General features: G+C 59.4%; 21 protein-coding genes. 6 read left to right on the top strand and 15 right to left on the bottom strand.

From position 1 onward, the window contains the following. Positions 1-6: 6 nt before the first annotated feature. The gene (locus tag N434_RS09670) at positions 7-300 is read right to left on the bottom strand and encodes a helix-turn-helix domain-containing protein (protein ID WP_110757401.1); all 294 of its coding nucleotides are present in this window, start codon (positions 298-300) and stop codon (positions 7-9) included. Then, complete coding sequence (locus N434_RS09665; protein ID WP_065115114.1) at positions 297-674, bottom strand: type II toxin-antitoxin system RelE/ParE family toxin; 378 nt, start codon at positions 672-674, stop codon at positions 297-299. The genes N434_RS09670 and N434_RS09665 overlap by 4 nt, the downstream gene beginning before the upstream one ends. Positions 675-1187: 513 nt before the next feature. Between N434_RS09665 and N434_RS09660 the strand changes: the two genes are divergently transcribed. Further along, the gene (locus N434_RS09660) at positions 1188-2702 is read left to right on the top strand and encodes an ABC-F family ATP-binding cassette domain-containing protein (protein WP_110757399.1); all 1515 of its coding nucleotides are present in this window, start codon (positions 1188-1190) and stop codon (positions 2700-2702) included. Positions 2703-2759: 57 nt separating this feature from the next. Here N434_RS09660 and N434_RS09655 read toward each other — a convergent pair whose 3' ends face one another. The 3 genes from N434_RS09655 to N434_RS09645 all read right to left on the bottom strand — a co-directional run bounded on the left by N434_RS09655 (position 2760) and on the right by N434_RS09645 (position 4885). Next, the gene (locus tag N434_RS09655; RefSeq protein WP_110757397.1) at positions 2760-3539 is read right to left on the bottom strand and encodes a VOC family protein; all 780 of its coding nucleotides are present in this window, start codon (positions 3537-3539) and stop codon (positions 2760-2762) included. Positions 3540-3634: 95 nt separating this feature from the next. Further along, entirely contained in the window at positions 3635-4129 is a 495-nt protein-coding gene (locus tag N434_RS09650) for a DUF1579 domain-containing protein (RefSeq protein WP_065115111.1), read from the bottom strand. A gap of 27 nt (positions 4130-4156) precedes the next feature. Next, a complete protein-coding gene (locus N434_RS09645) occupies positions 4157-4885 on the bottom strand; it encodes a DUF899 domain-containing protein (RefSeq protein ID WP_110757395.1) in 729 nt (242 codons plus the stop codon). Positions 4886-5035: 150 nt separating this feature from the next. Here N434_RS09645 and N434_RS09640 point away from each other — a divergent pair, with 150 nt between their 5' ends. Both N434_RS09640 and N434_RS09635 read left to right on the top strand, forming a co-directional pair. Further along, the gene (locus tag N434_RS09640) at positions 5036-5482 is read left to right on the top strand and encodes a MarR family winged helix-turn-helix transcriptional regulator (RefSeq protein WP_046798570.1); all 447 of its coding nucleotides are present in this window, start codon (positions 5036-5038) and stop codon (positions 5480-5482) included. Positions 5483-5595: 113 nt separating this feature from the next. After that, complete coding sequence (locus tag N434_RS09635; RefSeq protein ID WP_110757394.1) at positions 5596-6018, top strand: YciI family protein; 423 nt, start codon at positions 5596-5598, stop codon at positions 6016-6018. 206 nt (positions 6019-6224) lie between these two features. Here the strand turns inward: N434_RS09635 and N434_RS09630 are convergent, their stop codons facing one another. From N434_RS09630 to N434_RS09620, 3 genes are all read right to left on the bottom strand, one after another. Continuing rightward, positions 6225-6986, bottom strand: a complete 762-nt coding sequence (locus tag N434_RS09630; RefSeq protein ID WP_174030897.1) for an RES family NAD+ phosphorylase — start codon at positions 6984-6986, stop codon at positions 6225-6227. Beyond that, a complete protein-coding gene (locus tag N434_RS09625; RefSeq protein ID WP_065115107.1) occupies positions 6946-7329 on the bottom strand; it encodes an MbcA/ParS/Xre antitoxin family protein in 384 nt (127 codons plus the stop codon). The genes N434_RS09630 and N434_RS09625 overlap by 41 nt, the downstream gene beginning before the upstream one ends. A 95-nt stretch (positions 7330-7424) precedes the next feature. Continuing rightward, positions 7425-7847: an organic hydroperoxide resistance protein gene (locus tag N434_RS09620; protein ID WP_003509379.1), complete on the bottom strand. Its 423-nt coding sequence runs from the start codon at positions 7845-7847 to the stop codon at positions 7425-7427. Positions 7848-8041: 194 nt separating this feature from the next. Here N434_RS09620 and N434_RS09615 point away from each other — a divergent pair, with 194 nt between their 5' ends. Beyond that, complete coding sequence (locus tag N434_RS09615) at positions 8042-8500, top strand: MarR family winged helix-turn-helix transcriptional regulator (protein ID WP_110757390.1); 459 nt, start codon at positions 8042-8044, stop codon at positions 8498-8500. Positions 8501-8651: 151 nt separating this feature from the next. Next, entirely contained in the window at positions 8652-9455 is an 804-nt protein-coding gene (locus N434_RS09610) for a hypothetical protein (RefSeq protein WP_110757388.1), read from the top strand. 42 nt (positions 9456-9497) lie between these two features. On the opposite strand, the gene N434_RS09605 is transcribed toward N434_RS09610, so the two are convergent. The 3 genes from N434_RS09605 to N434_RS09595 all read right to left on the bottom strand — a co-directional run bounded on the left by N434_RS09605 (position 9498) and on the right by N434_RS09595 (position 12595). Continuing rightward, a complete protein-coding gene (locus N434_RS09605) occupies positions 9498-10526 on the bottom strand; it encodes a calcium-binding protein (protein ID WP_181423930.1) in 1029 nt (342 codons plus the stop codon). A 275-nt stretch (positions 10527-10801) separates the two neighbouring features. Continuing rightward, a complete protein-coding gene (locus N434_RS09600; protein WP_065115105.1) occupies positions 10802-11527 on the bottom strand; it encodes a L,D-transpeptidase in 726 nt (241 codons plus the stop codon). 159 nt (positions 11528-11686) lie between these two features. Beyond that, positions 11687-12595 (bottom strand): L,D-transpeptidase, encoded by a 909-nt coding sequence (locus N434_RS09595; protein ID WP_065115104.1) that lies wholly within the window; start codon positions 12593-12595, stop codon positions 11687-11689. A gap of 168 nt (positions 12596-12763) precedes the next feature. On the opposite strand from N434_RS09595, the gene N434_RS09590 reads away from it, so the two are divergent. Continuing rightward, positions 12764-15457 (top strand): heavy metal translocating P-type ATPase, encoded by a 2694-nt coding sequence (locus N434_RS09590; protein ID WP_110757385.1) that lies wholly within the window; start codon positions 12764-12766, stop codon positions 15455-15457. Positions 15458-15502: 45 nt separating this feature from the next. On the opposite strand, the gene N434_RS09585 is transcribed toward N434_RS09590, so the two are convergent. From N434_RS09585 to N434_RS09570, 4 genes are all read right to left on the bottom strand, one after another. Further along, positions 15503-16468 (bottom strand): alpha/beta hydrolase family protein, encoded by a 966-nt coding sequence (locus tag N434_RS09585; RefSeq protein ID WP_110757383.1) that lies wholly within the window; start codon positions 16466-16468, stop codon positions 15503-15505. A gap of 127 nt (positions 16469-16595) precedes the next feature. Then, entirely contained in the window at positions 16596-18221 is a 1626-nt protein-coding gene (locus N434_RS09580; RefSeq protein WP_110757381.1) for a cisplatin damage response ATP-dependent DNA ligase, read from the bottom strand. 1 nt (position 18222) lies between these two features. Then, positions 18223-19233: a ligase-associated DNA damage response exonuclease gene (locus tag N434_RS09575; RefSeq protein WP_181423937.1), complete on the bottom strand. Its 1011-nt coding sequence runs from the start codon at positions 19231-19233 to the stop codon at positions 18223-18225. 269 nt (positions 19234-19502) lie between these two features. After that, the gene (locus N434_RS09570; RefSeq protein ID WP_065115098.1) at positions 19503-21032 is read right to left on the bottom strand and encodes an MDR family MFS transporter; all 1530 of its coding nucleotides are present in this window, start codon (positions 21030-21032) and stop codon (positions 19503-19505) included. Positions 21033-21266 lie beyond the last annotated feature (234 nt).

Here is a 21266-nt window from a genome sequence, read left to right as displayed (position 1 = left end):
AAGCGGCTAGGCGTCGACAAGCTCGATCCTCAGCTTTTTACCCACTGAACGGGCCGCTCGCTCGAGCGTATCGAGCGAGACGGCGACATTGTGAGGATCAAGTATTCTTTCGACCTGGGTACGGCTGGTACCCATTCTCGCAGCCATTTCTGACTTGGTGAGCGATTGCTTCTTTCTGGCCTCTTCGATCTGCCATGCCAAAACTCGCTTGATCGCCTCACCATAGATTTCTTCTTTTTCGCCAAGCCCATCAAGGAAATCTTCAAGGGTACCGCCGACAGAAGGTTTCGCATCGCTCATTTCTTTTTCCCTTTATCGATCTTTTTCAGTCGCCTGGATCGCTCCTGATGCTCTTTCCAACGCTTGATCGCCAGTTTGATCGCATCCTGTTGGCCATCCTTGCCTTCTTCCCCGTGAAGCAGGAGCATTATCCCGCCATCAACTCCAAAATAGGTTCTGGCTTCAACCTTTCCATTTTTGACGCTGGAACGGACTTCACGAACACCATCCCTAATGGGCCTGCAAATAGGCATTCCAATTGGCCAACCGAACTCAACGGTCGCAATGTCAGACCCGATCATGCGGCGGTCGTCCTTATCGAGTGACATAAGCCAGTCTTTAACAGGCTCCGCTCCCTCGTCCGTCGCGAAGAATGTCGCCACGATGCGCTTCATTTGAAATCCTTGTACCGTATAAGGTTCAATTTGACAAAGCAATTATTTAGAAAACATGTAGTCGCGGCTTCACCCGCGTCCCTCTTATGGGCTGTCAATTTATCTGCCAACGGCGACAATCTGACCAGTTGAATATCTTTTTGGGTGGCCAGCGGATTGTTCCGAGGATTTCTCTGCCGCCCCGCCCCATCATTGCGGCCGACGGCAAAACCCATTGCCTCCCATCGCCGCCGCTGCTAATCATCAAACAGTTCAACCCGTATCGGAAAGGAGGCTTCGCATGGATATTTCCTGCTTTTGGCGCTATCGCCAGATTCGCCACCTTTCTGCCCTGCAGATGCGTTTGCAGGGCTGACCGGACGGACGACATCTCTGGTTTGCCCTAAAGGCCGCGCGGAACGCAGCTAGTCTGCTATCGCGCATATTTTCACGACGGATCACCGTGAACCGGTCGCCTTGCCCGCATGGCGCAGGCGAGCCTTCGTCGATGGCCCGTGCCGCCAGAGATAAATCATGACCCTTGTTACGCTTCGAAACCTCGGAATCATTCTGGGCAAACCGCTTTTTTCCGGTCTCAGCCTCACCATCCATGCGGGAGACCGCATCGGCATCGTGGCCGCGAATGGCTGCGGCAAATCCACCCTGCTCAATTGCCTTGCTGGCGAACTGGATGCCACCAGCGGTGATATCACCCGGCAGCGCGGATTGACGCAGTCCATCGTCCACCAGCACCTGCCCCCGGCCCTTCTGGAAAAGACCATGCGCGACGCGGTGCTATCCGCCCTGCCGGCGGATGTGATCGACAGCGACAGCTGGCGCGCCGACATCATCCTCGACGACATGGCCGTGCCGGAAAGCTATCGCCATCGCCCGCTGCAGGCGCTGAGCGGCGGCTGGCAGCGGCTCGCCATGCTGGCGCGAGCATGGATCACCGAGCCGGATATTCTCCTGCTCGACGAACCGACCAACCATCTCGACCTCGAAAAAATCAGGGTGCTGGAAGGGTTTCTCCAACAATTGCCGCGCGATACGGCGGTGGTCATCGTCAGCCATGACCGCGCCTTTCTCGACAACGTCACCAGATCCACGCTGTTCCTGCGGCCGGACAATTCCTCATTCTTCCGGCTGCCCTATGGCCATGCGCGGGCGGCGCTCGAGGAAGAGGACGCGGCCAATGAGCGACGCTTTGAGCGCGACATGAAGACGGTGCAGCAATTGCGCCGACAGGCGGCGAAGCTCAACAATATCGGCATCAATTCGGGCAGCGATCTTCTGACCGTCAAGACCAGGCAGTTGCGCGAGCGCGCCGAGAAGCTTGAGGAAAAAGCGCGTCCCGCCCATCAGGAACGATCCGCCGGAAAGATCCAGCTCGCCAATCGCGGCACACATGCCAAGGTTCTGGTGACACTGGAGGACATTCCCGTTTCGACGCCTGATGGCACACTGCTGTTGCGCACCGGCCGGCAGTTCATCCGCCAGGGCGACCGCATCGTCATTCTTGGCCGTAACGGCGTCGGCAAGACGCGGCTGATCTCGCTCCTGAAGGCGGCAGTGGCCGCCGACGGCGAGGTGGTGGAGGGCATCAGGGCCACGCCCTCGCTGGTGGCCGGATATATCGACCAGTCGCTTGCCGAAATCGACGACAGGCGCACGCCGCTTGCGCTCATCACACACCGTTTCGACATTGGCGACCAGCGCGCGCATGGTTTGCTGGCGGGCGCGGGCATCGATATGGAAATGCAGAAACGACGCATCGCATCGCTCTCCGGCGGGCAGAAAGCGCGGCTTGCCATGCTGGTGTTGCGCCTGACCGAGCCGAACTTCTATCTGCTGGACGAGCCGACCAACCATCTCGACATCGAGGGGCAGGAAGCGCTGGAAGCGGAAATCACCGGCAGGCGGGCGAGCTGCGTGCTCGTCTCCCACGACCGGAGCTTCGTGCGGGCGGTCGGAACCCGTTTCTGGCTGATCGACAAACGCCGGCTGGTGGAGGTGGATGATCCGGAAGCGTTTTTCGCCTCGGCCTGACGTTTTGCGAAACGATTGCCCCTCCCGCCGCCTGAATGGCGGGAGGGGCCAATATTCTTATTTCTTCTGCGACACCAGCGAGAAATAAGCACCCTGCGGATCCATACAGTTGACGATCCAGCTTTCGCCGGGAACCTCCATCGGGCCGTTGACGATCTTGCCGCCGCCGGTGCTGACACGCGTGACGGCATCCTCGATGCCATCGACGTTGAAATAATAGCCCCAGTGGCAGACCGGGACTTCCGGCATGCGTTTCATCATGCCGCCAACGCCCTTGCCGTTATGGGCGAAGATACGGTACGGGCCCATCTCACCCATGTCGAAATCATGGTCCCTGGTCCAGCCGAACACGTCGGCGTAAAAGGCCATGGCTTCATCGACATTGTCGGTGAAGAGTTCGTACCAGCCGACATGGCCCTGTCTGGCCTGCATATCCTCGGGGAAACCGCCGGTTTCCATCGGCAGCGGCGTCATGATGCACAGGACCGCGCCGAAGGGATCAGCCACCACGGCAAAACGGCCGATTTCGGGAATATCCTCTGGCGGGCGCCTGATCGCGCCGCCCTTTGCCGCAAATTGTTCCGCCGTCGCATCCACGTCATCGACGTCGACATAGGCGGTCCAGTTCGGCGGAATGCCCGCGCCCTTGTGCTCCTCGGTCAGCTCCATGACGCCGCCCATGCCTTTGCCGTCAGCCTCCAGCACGAGATAGGGCATTTCCGGCGAACCGAAATCCTTGGTCTGCCAGCCGATGACATGGCCATAAAAGCGGGCGGCCGCTTCCATGTCAGGCGTCATCAGTTCGACCCAGATGAATTTTCCATGTGTATCCGACATTGTCTTCTCCTTGGGAGATGGGGCGTCTGTGTTTGCGGGATCGCCCGCCGCGGGGTGCGGCGGCGCTTTTTGCTTCCGGCAACTTCCGGCAGGCTTTATGCCTTGCGCCGGAATTCCGATGTCATGAAGGTCTTGAATGTGCCGTCCGGCTGGCGGACGCTGCCGGAAAAGCTGCGGTGATTGTCGTCATGCAGCACCAGAACGTCGTGATAGGTGTCGATGCGGCCGGAACCGTCGAAGGCCGGGCCTTCGGCTTCCAGTGTCAGGGTCTTGCCGTCCTCTTCCAGCCAGCCCCGATAGACCCAGAGATTGGTCATCATCGACCCTATCCAGGTTCCGACGAAATTGCCCTTGGCCGGATCGAAACCGACCGTGATCACGGCCGTCATCTGGTCGCCATCGGGCATCCTGCCGGTACCTTCACCGACGATCCACAGCCCGCCGATGGAACGGACCGTCTCGGTGAATCGCTGCGAGGGATCGTTGGCGTCATAACAATCATGGCCGGAACTGGCGGTCATGACCCAGTCGCCGACGATCCTCGACAGGAACTCGTGTTCCTTCTGCGGCTTGGCGCTTTCCATTTCCATTGTCGTCTCCTCCTCGTCTGTCTGTTTTCAGTGGCAGCAGGATGCGGCTTTCGGCGCGTCCTCATATTGGTCGTGCCGTCGCACCCAATCCATTACACCGTCTTCATTACGGCCTTTTGGCACCAGATCGAGCAGCATCAACGTGCCGAGCGCCTGTTCCATGCCGCGGGCATAGGCCGAGTAGGTGTGATAAATCTTGCCATCTTCGCCCTTGGCGAAAATGCTGACGCCGTGCAGATCCTTCAGATCGCCCATCGGTTCGATTTCACGGTAATTATAGGTGATGGCCCCGCCCTTGATATCCTCATCACGGAAGGAAGCCTGATAATCATAATTGAAATCGCTGTCCGCTGCGGAAACCCATGGGAACTTCCAGCCCATGCGGTTTCTATAGGCTTCGATCTTTTCAAGCGGCGCGCGGGAAACCGCGACGAAACCCGCATCGCCATGTTTCAGATGGATCATCGCGCCATCGACATGGTCGGCGAAAAAGGAACAGCCGGTGCAGCCCTCCTCCCAGTCAGGCGCCAGCATGAAGTGATAAACGATGAGCTGGCTGCAATCGCCGAACAGTTCTTTCAGCGATTTCGGGCCGGAAGGCGCGTCGAAAATATAGTCCTTCGTCACCTCTTCCCAGGGCAATGCACGCCGGGCTTCGTTCAGCCTGTCGCGGGCGCGGGTCAGTTCCTTTTCCTTCACCAGCAGATCGCGGCGGGCCGCAAGCCACTCCTCTTTCGAAACGACGGGATGAGACATGATCTTTCCTCCTTGGATCCGTCTTTCACCACGGCACCACCCCGCTCCACCGGAGGGCGCCGCCTATTTCTGCATTGAAAGTCAGTTAAACCATCAGCGGAGCATCAAGTTCCGCTTGACTAATTAGGTTGATATCAACATATTTATCCCATGTCAAACGCCAGCGTGATTCCTTTTTCGACAACTCTTTTCGTGCGGGACGCCTGCCTTTGCCTGCATGCGCAACGCGCTGCGCGGGCCTTGGCGCGGCTGTTCGACAATGCGCTGAAGCCTGTTGGCATCAATAACGGCCAGTTTTCCCTGCTGATGTCGCTCAACCGGCCGGAGCCGCCGCCGATGGGGCCGGTGGCCCATCTTCTCGCCATGGACCGCACGACGCTGACGGCGGCGTTGAAGCCGCTGGAACGGCGCGGGCTGGTCAGCATCGAACAGGACCCGAAGGACAGGCGCGGCAAGCGGCTGCGGCTGACAGCGGATGGCATGGCCGTGCTTGCGGCGGCCTTTCCCATCTGGGAACAGACCCATGCCGAAATCGAAGCGAAAATCGGCAGTGGCGACCCCGACCGGCTGCGCCGCGATCTTATCGATCTCGGCTGACAGCATGACGGCATGACGCCACTTTTATCGGCCAGAATGTCATCGGGCCGTCGTGCTGGAAAACGAAACTACGAATGAAACGACCCGGAAAACGCAATCTAGGAGGAAAGACCATGCGTGCAATCGTTTTTGTAAAAGCCACCAAGAGCAGCGAAGATGGCGTGATGCCCACGACTGAACTCATGGAGGCAATGGGAAAATTCAACGAGGAACTGGTCAATGCCGGCATCATGCAATCCGGCGACGGCCTGCACCCCTCCTCCAAGGGCAAGAGGGTTGTTTTTGATGGCGACAGCCGCACCGTGGTTGATGGCCCCTTCCCCCACACCAACGAGCTGGTCGCCGGCTTCTGGCTGTGGAATGTCACGGACATGGATGAGGCGGTGGCGTGGGTGAAACGCTGCCCCAACCCGATGCTGGAGCGCAGCGAAATCGAAATCCGCCCGCTGTTCGAAATGGAAGATTTTGGCGATGCCGTAACGCCGGAAATCGCAGCGCATGTGGAAGAACTGCGCGCCCGTGTGGGCAAGCAATAGCGGGGCTCAGGCTTGCGGCTGGGCCTGAACAGGCCGAGGGGATGCCGATTGTTTCTTCTCCCCGCCGGGGAGAAGTCCGCGGCAGCGGGATGAGCGGGCAAGGCTAGAGATATTCGGCAACGTTGCCCCCTCACCCGACCCTTCGGGCCGCCTTCTCCCCGGTAGGGAGAAGAAACAGGCGGCAGCGTCCGCTTAACCAGCGGCCGTTACCCCAGGAGGCCGGCCAGACGCGGATCACCGGCAAAATCCGAGACAGAAAAACCGGCCCGCCGCATCGGAAATTCGCACAGGGCCTGCACCCCGGTTTTCGACAGGTGAATGCGCCAGCTCATTCGATCTACAGGCGTTTTGGCCGCAAAGGCCTTTGGCGACAGAATTGCGATGTTAAGGCCGCCTGCCGGATCGCGCACCGAGCGATAAAGGATGGCCTCGACCTTCGCCTCCCGCGCCTTGTCGGCAAGCGCCTGGCAGGGCTCGTAATTCGTGAGATCGGTCCACAGCCGCTCGTCACGGTTCAGCTCCGGTTTCGTCAGGTCAAGTGCGGCACCGGTGGCGACACGGGCGGCGAAGGCGGAATATTCGGCGGGATTGGCGGGCAGCGGCGTACCCGGCGATTCGGCATAAAACAGCAGCCGGTAAAAGGCCATTTCGGCCAGCGCCGTCTCCACCTTCGCCGCAGCGTAATAAACCCCTTCGGTGAAACCCGCACGGCGGAAACGCGAACCGTGCGGATAGGCGGCGCCATAACGGAAAGGCGTGGCGAGAAGATAATCGAAACCGGCGCATTCGGGCGGAAACGGCCGCTTGCTCACCTCCAGAATATCTTCCAGCAGCGATTGCTCATCCACCGTATCCACCAGCTTCATGGTGGATACCTGATGCTGCGCCTCAACCAGCCGCCAGTATTTTCCCGATACGGCGCGTTTTTCAGACAGGAGCGCGTCGGGCGTCCAGATAGGAGAGGACATCGATCAATCCGGTAATGGTGGTCAGCTTGTCGGCAGGCACGGCGTTCAGCGCAACATTGTGGTTGCGCAGCCAGTTCTTCGCCACCACCTCGTCACCGCCGGCGATTGCATCCAGCGAGCGGAAAACCCGGATCAGCAACACCGCCAGTTCGAAAGACTTGGCGCCCGGCTCCAGCAGGAAATCGAGCCGCTTCATGCGCGACACCGTAGGGGCTGAAACGCCGAGAATATCCGCCGTGCGGGCGGCATTCAGGCCCAGCCGCTCGGCGGCGGCAATGACGGCCTTGGTGACGACCCTGCCCTGTGCGGGAGAATCCATGGCGGTCTTGGCGTGAACATTCATGGCGCATATCCTTTCTTCAGAAAGAATATAGCATTTTTATTTCTGAAAACAAGAAGGCCGGGACAAGCCCGGCCTCGCTTTTCATCTCTGCAATATCAGGCAACCGAGACCGGCACTTCCGTGGAGGTGCGCATGGCGTGGCTGTAAGGGCAGACAATATGGGCGGCGGCAACGAGCTTTTCGGCGACTTCGCGCTCGACACCCGGAATATTCGCCTTCAGCGATACTTCGATGCCGAAACCGCCACCATCCTCACGCGGGCCGATGCCCACTGTCGCCGTCACAGTCGTGTCTTCAGGAATCTTTACCTTTTCCTTGCCGGCAACAAATTTCAGTGCGCCCAGGAAGCAGGCGGAATAACCGGCGGCGAACAGCTGCTCCGGATTGGTGCCACGGGCACCATCGCCACCGAGTTCCTTCGGAACGGTCAGCGTAACGTCGAGAACGCCGTCTTCCGACTTGGCGTTGCCAGCGCGGCCACCGGTGGCGGATGCTTTGGTCGTATAGAGAATAGGCATGGCATTTACTCCCTTCGGGTTGGTGTTGAATGTTTTATAGCGAACAATTAAATTGTGCGCAATATGATTTTGCACGTTGAATGAAAATTTGTTTTTTGCGATAGTTTTCACGAAATTTCGCCGCGCATCCATGCGGCAGGAACCGAAAGCGGGGGCCGATTGTTCCCTCCCCGGTTTTATTTTGGAGCAGGACTATGGGCGCAGAGGGCAACGACACGACGATGGAAAGCCTGTTGAGGCTGGACCAGCAGATATGCTTTGCCCTTTATGGCGCAGCGCACGCTTTCACACGTGCCTACAAGCCGCTGCTCGATCCGATCGGGCTTACCTATCCGCAATATCTGGTCATGATGGCGCTTTGGGAAAAGCAGACCTCCACCGTCAAGGCGCTTGGCGAAATGCTGGGGCTGGATTCAGGCACGCTCTCACCACTGCTGAAAAGGCTCGAACATGCAGGGCTGATAACCCGCAAACGCGGCACGGTGGACGAGCGGCAGGTGCTGGTGGCTCTCACACCAAAGGGCGCCGACCTCAAAAAAGAGGGCGTGAAGATCATGATGGCCATCGGCGGCGCCACCGGCTGCGGGCTGGAGGAACTGGCCCAGCTGCGCGACCGGGTGAATGCGTTGAAGGATGGCCTTTCGAGGGGTTGACCCCTGAAAAACAAGGGGGCGGAAAGGATTTATTAACTAGTTCCCGATAAAGTTGCATTTATATTTTATGCAGCTAAAATGACTTGCCGCTGCATTTCCAGCCCCAAAAGCCGATGAGGGCATTTTGCGGCAGATTTCAAAAGGCATATTGATGACTTTGATCTCTGCGAATTCGATGGCATTGACCATTCTTAATCAAACTTTTTCCACGCGGGACATCTCACAGAATAGCGCCGCTAACTCGATCCTCAATATTGTCGCAGACAACCCGCAGAAGACTGCGCAAGCCATTGACACGATCGTATCGCTTGCTTCCCGCGTTACCAAAGTAAAACAGGAGACTGTTGCCACAAAGGAGATAGTCTCCGCCGCCATTCCGCAGGCAACGGTAAGCGCGATGGACGCCGCGGCGACGTATATAATGTCGTCCTCTTACATCAAGCCGATCGAACGGACAGCGGAGAATGCAGAAGCGATTGTAAAGGAGCTAATATCCATGGCTTCGAGAGCCAGTCCGCGCCAAGTATCAAAAATCATTGTGCCAGCGCGCGAAGAGTACGATGCCCAGTACGCTGAGTGGGGTGCAAAACGCATCGCGAATGGTGAGGATGAGGCGGTCGTGAAAAAGCAGGTCGCGTATTTTATCAGTGACCGAGTTTACGAAGGCCAAGTCAAGATGGCGGAACTCAACAACTCTCTCGATGGAACATATTGCGAAGTGTCGAGACAGTATATGCATGACAGCGAAAAAGCGCTTAAGGAATTTTTCGGTTCCGCCATAGTTCTTAAACTCGGTGAAAATGGTCAGGTGTCGGTTACACCCGGTACGCTATATTACGGCAACGGGCAGAAAATGGTTGAGTACAAAGAAACCGGCGAACTGGAAATCTTCGACAAAATGGGGAGCTTGGTAAAAGCCTACAAAAAATCGGAACTCCAGTCGTATTCAAGTTGAGAGTGCTCCGTCGGTTTTCCGACGGAGCTCCGACCCTTTAACTCACGCAAGTAAGCCAAATTCAAACATAGAAGGGACAAGTGATGCAGCCGAGACGTCAGAAAGCACAATCTGCAAACCGTCCACGCTAATATTGGCGTGTCCGTTGACACCGTCTGCAATCATAATATCCGCAAAATCGTCTGCTATCGCAGTGTCAAACCGTATTTTGTCACTTCCTAACTGGAAGTCTTTGATAGTGTCTTGCGCGCTCCTGACGGAAAAATAGAACGTGTCAGCGTCAGCTCCACCCCAAAGAACGTTTTCACCACCTCCACCTTCGATCAAATCGCTACCTGCGCCTCCGTCGAGAACATCGTTTCCAGCCCCGCCGCGCAACTGGTCATTTCCAGCTTCACCAAATAGCTTGTCTGCGCTGTCCCCACCGCTAAGCTGGTCGGTTCCAGTCCCACCATAAAGATTGTCGTCGCCTGCATCGCCATACAGAAGGTCGTTACCACCTTGGCCGTTAAGGTAGTCGTTTCCATCTCCACCATAGAGCTTATCGTTCCCGGCCGCGTTCAAATCCGCAACCCAGCGATTAGCACTGGTAGAGTCGCCGAATAGTCTGTCATTGCCACCATTGCCGTAAAGCGTGTCGTTCCCGCCATCGCCTTGAACTGTCTCACCGAGCATGCCGCCGATGAACGTATTATCGTTCGCCCTGCCATAGATCGTAACGCTGGACTCCATGTATTTAACACTCGAAAAATCAACTCTTCCTGCAAAGTAGACGGGCTCCACCGGCCATTGGCTAAACTGATTGAATTGAATTTTTTCAATACTGCTCAAGCCATTGTCGGCAATCATGATGGCGGTCCACGAGTAGCCCGACGTTGGAGAGACATAAATTCTATCCTCCCCTTCACCGCCATAAAACCGCTCCCACCCGTTCTGGACTCCAGCTAGACCGCCAAACGCACTGCCGCCAAGCTGAAACGTATCGTTCCTAACCGCGCCGTAACGATCACCATAAAAAGTTTCGCCTGAACTTGTGCCTATCTGCCAACTATCTGCGAGATAATAAGTCATGCCATTCACTCCTCGATTAACGACAGAGATATTAGAATGATCGCAATACAGGAAATTCATTTCAGTAAAAACTAATGAATATCCCATATTTATTATAATAAAAAATCAATAATAGTCACGGAGTTTTAAATTATACTATAGAATTGATTGTTATAATTAAAAAGAACATTCATTTATTATAAATAAAAAATGGCCGCAGCACGTTTCGTGTTGCAGCCATTATTTGTCAGCTCGGTCAGCTTATGTACTGAATGCGGCTCGGATGCTCCGTCAGCTTACTGCCAAACCACCACACGCGCCTTCTGCGGCACGCGGTCGTAGAGGTCTATGACGTCCTGGTTCATCAGGCGCACGCAGCCGGAAGAGACGGCCTTGCCGATGGAGTTCCATTCCGGCGAGCCGTGCAGGCGGTAAAGCGTGTCCTTGCCGTTCTGGAAGATATAGAGCGCGCGCGCACCCAGCGGGTTCTTCAGGCCCGGCGGCATGCCGCCATTCTTGGACGAATATTTGGTGAGTTCCGGCTGGCGGGCGACCATTTCGTCCGGCGGGGTCCATTTCGGCCATTTCTGACGCCACTGGATGACGCCTTCGCCCGACCAGGCGAAACCATCGCGGCCGATGCCGACGCCGTAACGCATGGCGCTGCCGCCCTGCTCCACGACGTAGAGGAAGCGCGAGCGCGTATCGACGACGACGGTGCCGGGGCGCTCGCCGGTCGGGTCGACGACCCGCTGGCGATAATAACGCCGGTCGATTTTCTGATAGGGTACGGCGGGAATGACGTAACCGCCGTCCTCAACCGAGCCGTACATGACGGCCAGTTCCGCATCGCTGACGCCGGGCGAGAACATCTGGCGGAAATCGCTGCCGATGGCGCTCGCCTGCTGGCGGATTGCATCCCCCGTACCGGACGAGGCACAGCCCGCGAGAAGCGAAGCGGAGGAGATGCCCAGAAGGGAAAGGAAAGTACGTCTGGAAAGATCTGTGTCGGTGCTCGTCATAAGTCCGGATTGTCCCACATTTCGAACGGCCTGGATCGCCGTTGTACGTCGTTTGTTCCACGTTTCAGGCGTATTGCGAAAATAGTTAACCAACCGCTAAAAGCCAGCGACAAGCCGCTGGAGGAGCCACCCATCCCCGCGCTTTCTTTTAGAACGTGGTCAGATAACCACAATCTGCGCCCCTTGCGGCACGCGCTCGTAAAGGTCGATGACATCCTGGTTGAGCATGCGCACGCAGCCGGACGAGGTGGCCTTGCCGACGGACTGCCAGTCCGGCGTGCCGTGCACCCGGTAAAGCGTGTCCTTGCCATCCTTGAAGATATAAAGCGCGCGCGCACCGAGCGGATTGTTGAGACCCGGTGTCATGCCGCCATTGGCGGCGGAAATGGAAGCGAGCTCCGGCTGGCGTTTGACCATTTCATCGGGCGGCGTCCAGCGCGGCCATTTCGCCTTCCACTGGATCTTGCCGCGACCCGACCAGGCATAACCGTCACGACCGAGGCCGACGCCGTAACGGATCGCCTTGCCGCCCGGCTGCACCAGATAGAGGAAGTGCTGCCTGGTATCGACGACGATGGTGCCGGGTGCTTCCGCCGTCTGATAGCTGACTTCCTGCCGCAGATAACGCGGATCGATGCGACCATAGGGAATGGCCGGAAGCGAGCGGTCATCATCGCGGATCGGGCCATACATGACACGATGCAGCGGATTGGAGACCGGCAGGCCGTAGGTCGCCATGCGATCCGGGACAAGCGGTGCCGCCTGCCCCTGAACCTGCGGCGCGTTCAGCCCCTGCCCGCGCACCGGCGGGCCATATTCCTGATGGAAACGGGTGCGGAACAGGTCCGGCGGGCGCGTCGAAAGCTGGCCCGGCTGCGGCGGCAGTTCCGGCTGGCGATTGGAGCTTACGGAATTGAAGTTGAAGACCGGCGCTGTCTCCCGCACGAAGACATCCGGGTCCATGCGGGTCGTATCCGTCACGAAAAGGCAGCCGCTCAGGAGCGACAGAGCCGCAAGGCCCGCCAGAGAGGCCGCCCGGCGGCAGGTTTTCAAAAGGAGTGCTGTCATCTGAACCGCTTCATGGAATCCAATATGCCGGCATGATGAACCGTGCGGCTGGCGCGAAGCTGGCGTCGCCTTTTTCAAATAAAATCGGAAAATCGCATTTTTGCCCTTGAACCTCTAGTTGCTAGAGGTGCCAGATTGACTGTCGACTGGAATTCAGGAGCGAAAACCATGAATATTTCGACACGCGGCAATCTGAACGGCGACGACGGGGAGCTGACCTTCACGGTCGGCGGCATGGATTGCGCCAGCTGCGCGGCCAAAATCGAGACGGCGCTGACCCGGTTGCCGGGTGTGGGTGACATCAAGGTCTCGGTGGCGCGCGAAAGGCTGAAGCTTTCACTCGACGAGAGCAAGACTTCGGTTGAAAAGATCGAGGAAACCGTCCGCAAGCTCGGTTACAAAACCGCCCTGCTGCCGCGGGAAAAGGCTCCGCAGGCAAAAATCGAGGCCGATCATCACGACCATTCCACCTGCGGCGGCCATCATGCCGACACCGGGCTAGGCGACACTGGGCCAAGCGACACGGGGCTAAGCGGTGAGAAGAGCAATGCCCTGACCTTTTCGGTCGGCGGCATGGATTGCGGCAGCTGCGCGGCGAAGATCGAGACGGCACTCTCGCGCCTGCCCGGTGTTGCCGACGTCAGGGTCTCGGTCGCGCGCGAGAGGCTGAACCTCTCGCTCACGGAGGGGAAAACCGCAGTCGACAAGGTCGAGGACACGCTGCGCAAGCTCGGCTTCAAACCCGCCCTGCTGCCGCAGGAAAAGGCCGCACGCGAAAAGACGGATGACCAGACGCACGACCATGGATCCTGCGGCGGCCATAACCACGATCACGATCACGATCATGATCATTCCGGCCATGATCATTCAGATCACGACCACGCCAATTGCGGCGGCCACGACCATGATCACGCCAAGCATTCGCACGAGAAGGCGCAGCCGGCGGCAGTGGCCTCTGGCAGTGAGGCCGGACACACCCATGGCGCGGATGAAAAAGGAGCATGGTGGCGCACGGCAAAGGCCCGCAACACCTTCACCGGCACCATTCTGGTCGCGGTTGCCTATGCGGCGGAACTGACCTTCCCGGCCTGGGGCGGCTATGCCTTCATCATCGCCACGCTGGTGACGCTGTTTCCGATTGCACGCAATGCCTTCAACGCCGCCCGCTTCGGTGCGATCTTCACCATCGAGATGCTGATGACCATTGCCGCCATCGGCGCGATCTTCATCGGCGAGGCGGAGGAAGCCGCCATCGTCGTGCTGCTCTTTTCGATCGGCGAACTGCTTGAGGGCTTTGCAGCCGCGCGGGCACGTTCCGGCATCAAGGCGCTTGGCTCGCTGCTGCCGAAGACAGCGCTGGTGGAAGAAAACGGCACGTTGCGGCAGGTGCCGGCCGATCAGGTCCGCATCGGCCAGGTGGTCGTGGCGCGGCCCGGTGACCGCATCTCCGCCGATGGCGTGGTGATGGAGGGCGAATCGAGCGTCGACGAATCGCCGATGACCGGCGAAAGCATCCCGGTCGCCAAGGAAAAAGGCGCCCGCGTCTTTGCCGGTTCGATCAACCATGACGGTTCGCTGCGCATCCGCGTCGACCGCGCGCCGGAAGACAACACCATCGCCCGCATCATCACGCTGGTCGAGGAAGCGCAGGATGCGCGCGCGCCGACCGAGCGCTTCATCCAGAATTTCTCGCGTTATTACATGCCGCTGATCGTGGCGATCTCCGTGCTCACCATCATCGTGCCACCGCTTGTCGGCCTCGGTGACTGGGATACGTGGATTTACCGCGGCCTGGCGCTGCTGCTCATCGGTTGCCCCTGCGCGCTGGTCATCTCCGTTCCCGCGGCAATAGCCTCCAGCCTTTCGGCTGCGGCCCGGCACGGCATGCTGGTGAAGGGCGGCGCCGTCATCGAGATGCTGGCGCGCACCGAAACCGTCGCCTTCGACAAAACAGGCACGCTGACGCTTGGCGAACCTGTGGTGACCGACGTGGTGGCGCTTGACGGCAACGAGACCGGGCTGATCGCCGAAGCCGCCACCATCGAGCATGAATCGAGCCATCCGCTTGCCAGAGCCATCGTCAACCATGCCGAAAAGGCCGGCGTGAAGCCCCTGCCCGGTTCGGATATCAAGGCGATTTCCGGTCGCGGCATGCAGGGCACCGTTGGCGGAAAGAAGCTGTTCATCGGCGCGCCGCGCTTTGCGACCGAGGTGGGCACCGTCTCGAAGGAGCTTGCCGACCGCATCACTGCGCTTGAGAGCGAAGGCAAGACGGTGGCCGTCGTCATGGCCGGCGGTGCGGCAAGCGGCCTCTTCGCCATGCGCGACGAACCGCGCAAGGATGCGGCTGACGGCGTCAGGGCGCTGAAGGAAATGGGCATTTCCTCGCTGATGCTGTCGGGCGACAATGCCCGCACGGCGCGTGCCATCGGCAACACGCTGGGCCTTGAAGCGCGCGGCGAACTCCTGCCGCAGAACAAGGTCGAGGAAATCCGCAAGCTTGCGGCAAAGAAGACCGTGGTGATGGTGGGTGACGGCATCAACGATGCGCCCGCCCTTGCCGCCGCCAGCGTCGGTGTCGCCATCGGCTCGGGCACCGATGTGGCTATGGAAGCCGCCGATGCGGCGCTGATGCGCAACAATGTCGGCGATGCCGCCCGCCTCATCGGCCTGTCGCGCGCCACCATGAGCAACATCCGCCAGAATGTGACCATCGCGCTCGGCCTGAAGGCGGTGTTTCTGGTCACGACCGTCACCGGCCTTTCCGGCCTGTGGCTCGCCGTCTTCGCCGATACCGGCGCGACGGTTCTGGTGACCGCCAATGCCATGCGGCTGCTCGGTTATTTCAAGAAGAGCGCCTGATTTCACGGAAGGGCCGAAAACCGCAGCGGCGGTTTTCGGCCCTTTTCAGGCGAATTGATTGAAGAAGCGGATGCTTTCCACCACCGCGCCCGGCACCACACCGATATGCGTGCCGGGCAAAAGCTTTTTGTCGACCTTGAACCCGGATGTCAGGGCACGATCCACGAAAAGCTGGTGATCGGCGTCGAAAGGCCGCTCCTCATCGCCGCGCAGCAACAGCGCCGGACATTTGAGGCTGGGGCCGAAACAGACGGAGGAACGCATGATGAATTCGCGCTCGTCGGTCTCGTCGAAACAGATCTCGTCGGTATAGCGGTTGAAATAACGCCATGAATTGACGCCGGCCGAGATGGGGGCTGCGGCACGGAACCTGCGGCTCATGGCGGCCAGAAGCGTCAGTGTGCCGCCATTGGAATGACCGGCAATGAAAAAGCGCCTGCTGTCTATGCCCGGCAGGTTTTCCAGATAGGTTGCCGCCGCCAGCGCATCCGCCGTTTCGTCATAAAAGCCGGAGTAATTGCCACTCTGGCCATTTTCTCCACGGAAGGACGGTAGAAGCACGACGAAACCCGCTTCCCAATAGGGCTTCATCAGCGCCCAGTGGCCATCACCGGTGGCGTTGCCGCCATGGAGAAACAGGACCGCGGGTTTCAGCGTTTTTGATGGCTGGTAATGGGAGAGCCAGGCGACCAGCTCGATGGAACCATCCGGCCCGCCCGGATAGGTGACGCGCTGCGCCCCGGGTGGCGTGCCGAGGGCCGAGGATTTCTCCGGCGCCGCCATTTTTCGCAACAGACGGGTGTGGAAGTGCTGACGCGCCACCGCATAATCCTGCCGTTCCAGTGGCAGAACCTGAGGCGTGGCAATGCCCGCTTTTGCGCCCTGCGGCAGAAGCGCCGCCGCCGACAGGCCCATGGCACCCGCAAGCAGGCCACGCCGCGTCAGGCCCGGGCATATAGTGCCGCTTTCTTCCTGTCCGAAGGCTGAGGAAAGAAGGCGCTTATCTGCCATGAATACACCTGAAGACGGGGATGGTAATATTAGCAGTTCAGCACTGCGGCGAGAGACTGTCCAATCACGGATTCGCGAATGACAACAATGTATTCGCAGCATTCATGGCAATTTCTGGACGGCCACCTTACCCTTCCGCACCATCGATCATCGCAACCAGCGTCGAAAGCCGGTCCGCTTCGGCCGGCAGCTTGTCGGCTCTCAGCCGCGCAATGCGCGGAAACCGCATGGCGACGCCGGATTTGTGGCGGGTGGAGCGATTGATGCCCTCAAAGGCCACTTCCAGCACAAAACCGAAATCCGGCGTGGCCCGCACCGCCCGCACCGGGCCGAAACGCTCGACGGTGTTGTCGCGCACGAACTTGTCCAGCACTTCGAGTTCCGCGTCGGTGAAACCGAAATAGGCCTTGCCCACGGGAACGAGCTGTTCGCCATCCTCGCCTTCCGCCCACACACCGAAGGTGAAATCGGAATAATAGCTCGACCTTTTGCCGTGGCCGCGCTGCGCATACATCATGACGGCATCGATATTGTAGGGATCGCGCTTCCACTTGAACCACGGCCCCTTGGCGCGACCGGCCTGATAGGCGCTGTCGCGGCGCTTGATCATCACGCCTTCGATCACCGGATCGGGCGGCGCGGCGCGCAGGGCGTCCAGTTCCTGCCAGCTGGAAAAGCCGATCAGCGGCGAGAGGTCGAAACGGTCATGCGGTGCGTGATCGATGATATCCGACAGCCTGCCACGGCGCTCCAGATAGCTCTGCGCGCGAATATCGCTCTCGCCCTCGAACAGCAGATCGTAAGCGCGGATGAAGGCGGGATAATCATCCAGCATCTTCGTTGTCACCGTCTTGCGGTTCAGCCGCTGCTGTAAATCCGAGAAGGTGCGGGTGAGATTGTTGGAGCGCGCTGTCCCGCCAATCAGCAATTCGCCATCCATCACGCCTTCGAAATCGATCGCCTCCAGAACGTCAGGGAAAGCGCCGGAAATATCGTCGCCGGAGCGGGAATAGAGTTTTCGCGTTCCACCGGCACGGGACAATTGCACGCGAATGCCGTCCCATTTCCATTCGGCCGCGTAATCGGCCGGGTCCAGCGCATCGAGGTCGCCATCGGAAACCGGCGTCGCCAGCATCACCGAATGGAAGATGGCGGGCGTCGCCAGCACCGGCCGCCCGGATTTCCCCTCAAGCCATGCGAAAAGCGGCGTATAGGGCGGTGTCAGCCCGTGCCAGAGGGTCTCGATTTCGGTGATGTCTTTATCCGCGAAATCCGCCAGCGCCTGTCGCGCCAGCCGCGCCGAGACACCGATGCGCAGGCTGCCGGTTGCGAGTTTGAGGAAAGCGAAACGCGAGGAGGTATCGAGCCGGTCGAGCAGATCGCGCACCGCGCCGCGCACCTCGGTACGCCCCAGAGAATTCATCAATGTGACGACTTCGCCGAGGCGCGGGTCCTGCGCCTCGGAATCGTCAGCACCGCCGATATTGCCCCAGACCAGCGAAATGGTTTCGGCCAGATCGCCGACATAGTCGTAGGAATAACGGAACAGCACCTCGTCCATGCGCTCCAGCACCAGATCGCGCAGCAGGGCAGGCTTGACGCTTTTCAGGTCCAGCGTGCCGGCAATCGCCGCCAGCCCGTAACCCCGGTCGGGATCGGGCGTATCGCGGAAATAATCAGTGAGAAGCTTCAGCTTGCCGTTGCGCGAGGGAGTGAGAACAAGGCGGTCGAGAAGGGTGGCGAAGGCTTTCATCTCAATCCCCCTCATCCTCGTAACCGACGAGATGCAGCGGCTTGGCCGCAATGCCCTGCAATTGACACCAGCGGACCAGCGCCTCCTCACGGCCATGGGTGACCCAGACGGCCTGCGGACCGATTTCCCCAATGGTTTCCAGGAGTTCCGGCCAGTCGCAATGGTCTGATATGACCAGCGGCAATTCCACGCCCCCCTGCTTCGCCCGCTGCCGCACCATCATCCAGCCGGAGGCGAAGGCGATGAGCGGTTCGTTGAAGCGCCGCGCCCAGCGTTCTTGAAAGGCCGAGGGCGGGCCGACGACGATGGCGCCCTTGAAGGCGGAAGGATCGCTTTTTTCGAGCGTTGCGGGTCTTAGATCGCCGAGATCGATACCCTGCGAGACGTAATAATCGCAAAGCCGCGCCAGTGCGCCGTGAATGTAGATCGGATCGACATAACCATTGTCGCGCAAAAGCCTGATAACGCGCTGCGCCTTGCCGAGCGAATAGGCCCCGACGAGATGGGTGCGTTCAGGAAACTGCCGGATGGAGGTCAGCAGCTTGCCGATTTCCACGCGCGGCAGCGGATGGTGAAACACCGGCAGACCGAAGGTGGCCTCGGTGATGAAGACATCGCAGGGTACCGTCTCGAAGGGCGCGCATGTGGGGTCGACACCCCGCTTGTAATCGCCGGACGCGACGATGCGCAGGCCGTTCATTTCCACGGAGATTTGCGCCGAACCCAGCACATGGCCGGCGGGATGGAAACCGACGGTGACGCCGTTCACCTCCACCCTCTCACCGAATGCGACCGCCTGCTCGCTACCGCAGAAATCCTCCCCATAGCGGATACGCATGATATCCAGCGTCTGGCGCGTGGCCAGCACCGCGCCATGGCCGGCACGGGCGTGATCGGAATGGCCATGGGTGATGAGCGCCCGCGCCACCGGGCGCACGGGGTCGATATAAAAATCGCCCGCCGGGCAATAAAGGCCCTTGGGCGTGGAATTCAGCAGCTGTTCCGGCTTCATATTCATTGAGATAGGGCCGCCCGCGCGAATGTAAAGTGCTGCGAGCATAACGCGGAACGGGCGTTAAATTTCCAGTGGGGGCGTTTTTGTTTTGTAAGCATCTCCCGTCATTCCGGCCTTGAGCCGGAATCTAGCAGCCGCGCGTCTGCGCGGCGGGAAGAGCTCTCTCAGCCCAAGGACTTGGGCTAACTGGATACCGGCTCAAGGCCGGTATGACGGAGGAGAGGTTTCAGCACAAAACCAGCGTTCACAACGGCCTGTCGACCTGCCTACTCCCCCGCCCCTTCGGCCGGCTTTGCCTGCACCGCCGCCGGCAATCGCACCGGTTTCAGCATCAGCGCCGCCGCAAGGCCGATGGCGGCGGTTGCGGCCGCGGCGAAGAAGAGCGGCGTAAACGCATCCGAATAAAGCGAGGCGACGGCGGCCTGTGAGGCGGCGGGCAGTTCGGAGAGCATTTTCGGCGTCAGTTCCTCTATTCTGCCGACACCGGGAATATCGACCGCCACGCCCTTGAGGCTCGACGATACGATGGCGCCATAGACCGAAATGGCAATGGCGGCGCCCCCCATGCGGGTCAGGGTCACCGCGCCGCTCGCGGCACCGATATCCGCCTTGGGCGCGGAATTCTGCACACCGATGATCGGCGCCTGCTGGCCGAGGCCAACGGCGAAGCCCTGCGCCAACATCAGCGCGGCGATCAGCGGAAGCGGCGTTCCGGCATGCATCTGCGTGAACAGCAGCATGGCGATGAGGTTGATGGAAAGACCCGCCACCGAGAAGGGCTTGTAAACGCCGGTGATCGAAATCAGCCGTCCCGCCGAAAGCGAGCCCATGACGATGCCGCCGGTGACGGCGATGAAGAACAGGCCGGCATGGGAGGGCGAAAGCCCGGTCGTGGTCTGCAGGAACAGGGCATAATAATTGACCATGCCGATACCGATACCGCCGCTGGTCAGCGAGACGATCATCAATAACGGAAAGGTCGAATCCTTGAACAGCCTGAGCGGTACGACGGGTTCCGGCGCACGCCGCTCCACCTGCACCCAGAGGAAAGCGGCAATGACGGCGAAGGCGATGATACCGAGGCTTGGGGCCGCGATCAGCGAACCGAACAATTCGCTGCTGTCGGCCCAGAAGACCACGCTGGCAATGGTGGCCGCCAGGAGGACCGCGCCGAGATAATCGATCTTCGGCTGGCGCGCCGGGCGACGGTAAGGCAACATCAGCGCTAGGCCCGCAATGACGATGATGCCAAGCGGCAGGTTGATGAGGAAGATTGATCGCCAGCCGAACAGGTCGCTCATCGTGCCGCCGAGGATCGGGCCTACACTGCCCGACGCCATGATGGTGAGGCTGGAATAGCTCTGGTAGCGGGCGCGTTCACGCGGCTCGAACAGATCCGCATTGACGGAGAAGATCGACACCATGATGCCGCCGCCGCCAAGCCCCTGCAGGACCCGCGCCGCAATCAGCGAATCCATCGACCAGGCCAGACCGCAGGCAAGCGAGCCGAGCGTGAAGATGATGACCGCCGCGATCATCACATATTTGCGCCCGAACAGATCGCCGAGCTTGCCATAAACAGGCATGACCGCGCTGGTCGCCAGAAGATAGGCCGAGCCGATCCAGCCGAAGCGCTCCAGCGCGCCGAACTCGCCGACGATGGTGGGAAGTGCTGTCGATACGATCTGGTTGTCGAGGGTCGCCATGAACATGGCCAGCATCAGAAACAGAAAGACGATGAGCCTGCGCCGATGATCCGACACAAGCGGCGCCACGGGGGCTGCGGACATATCCATGAAAATCTCGTTGAGTTCCGGCGGTTTTGCTGCGACAATTTGTGTGCTATCAGCACATATATGTCAATGGCAAGTTTTTGACATCCATGCTACTGGACGAGCGCGTCCGGTTAAATCGAAGCGTCGGGCGCGCTCCATGTTTTTGTTTTTGCGCATTGTCCTGATGTAAAACCGCTACGCACTTTTACTGGAAATGCTCTAAATGTGATCGCGAACTGGCAATGAAAGGAACGG

It is taken from the genome of Rhizobium sp. UGM030330-04, assembly GCF_003208455.1.
In the GTDB taxonomy this organism is placed as follows: Bacteria; Pseudomonadota; Alphaproteobacteria; order Rhizobiales; family Rhizobiaceae; genus Agrobacterium; species Agrobacterium rhizogenes_A.
This window is presented reverse-complemented; position numbering and strand designations above follow the sequence as displayed.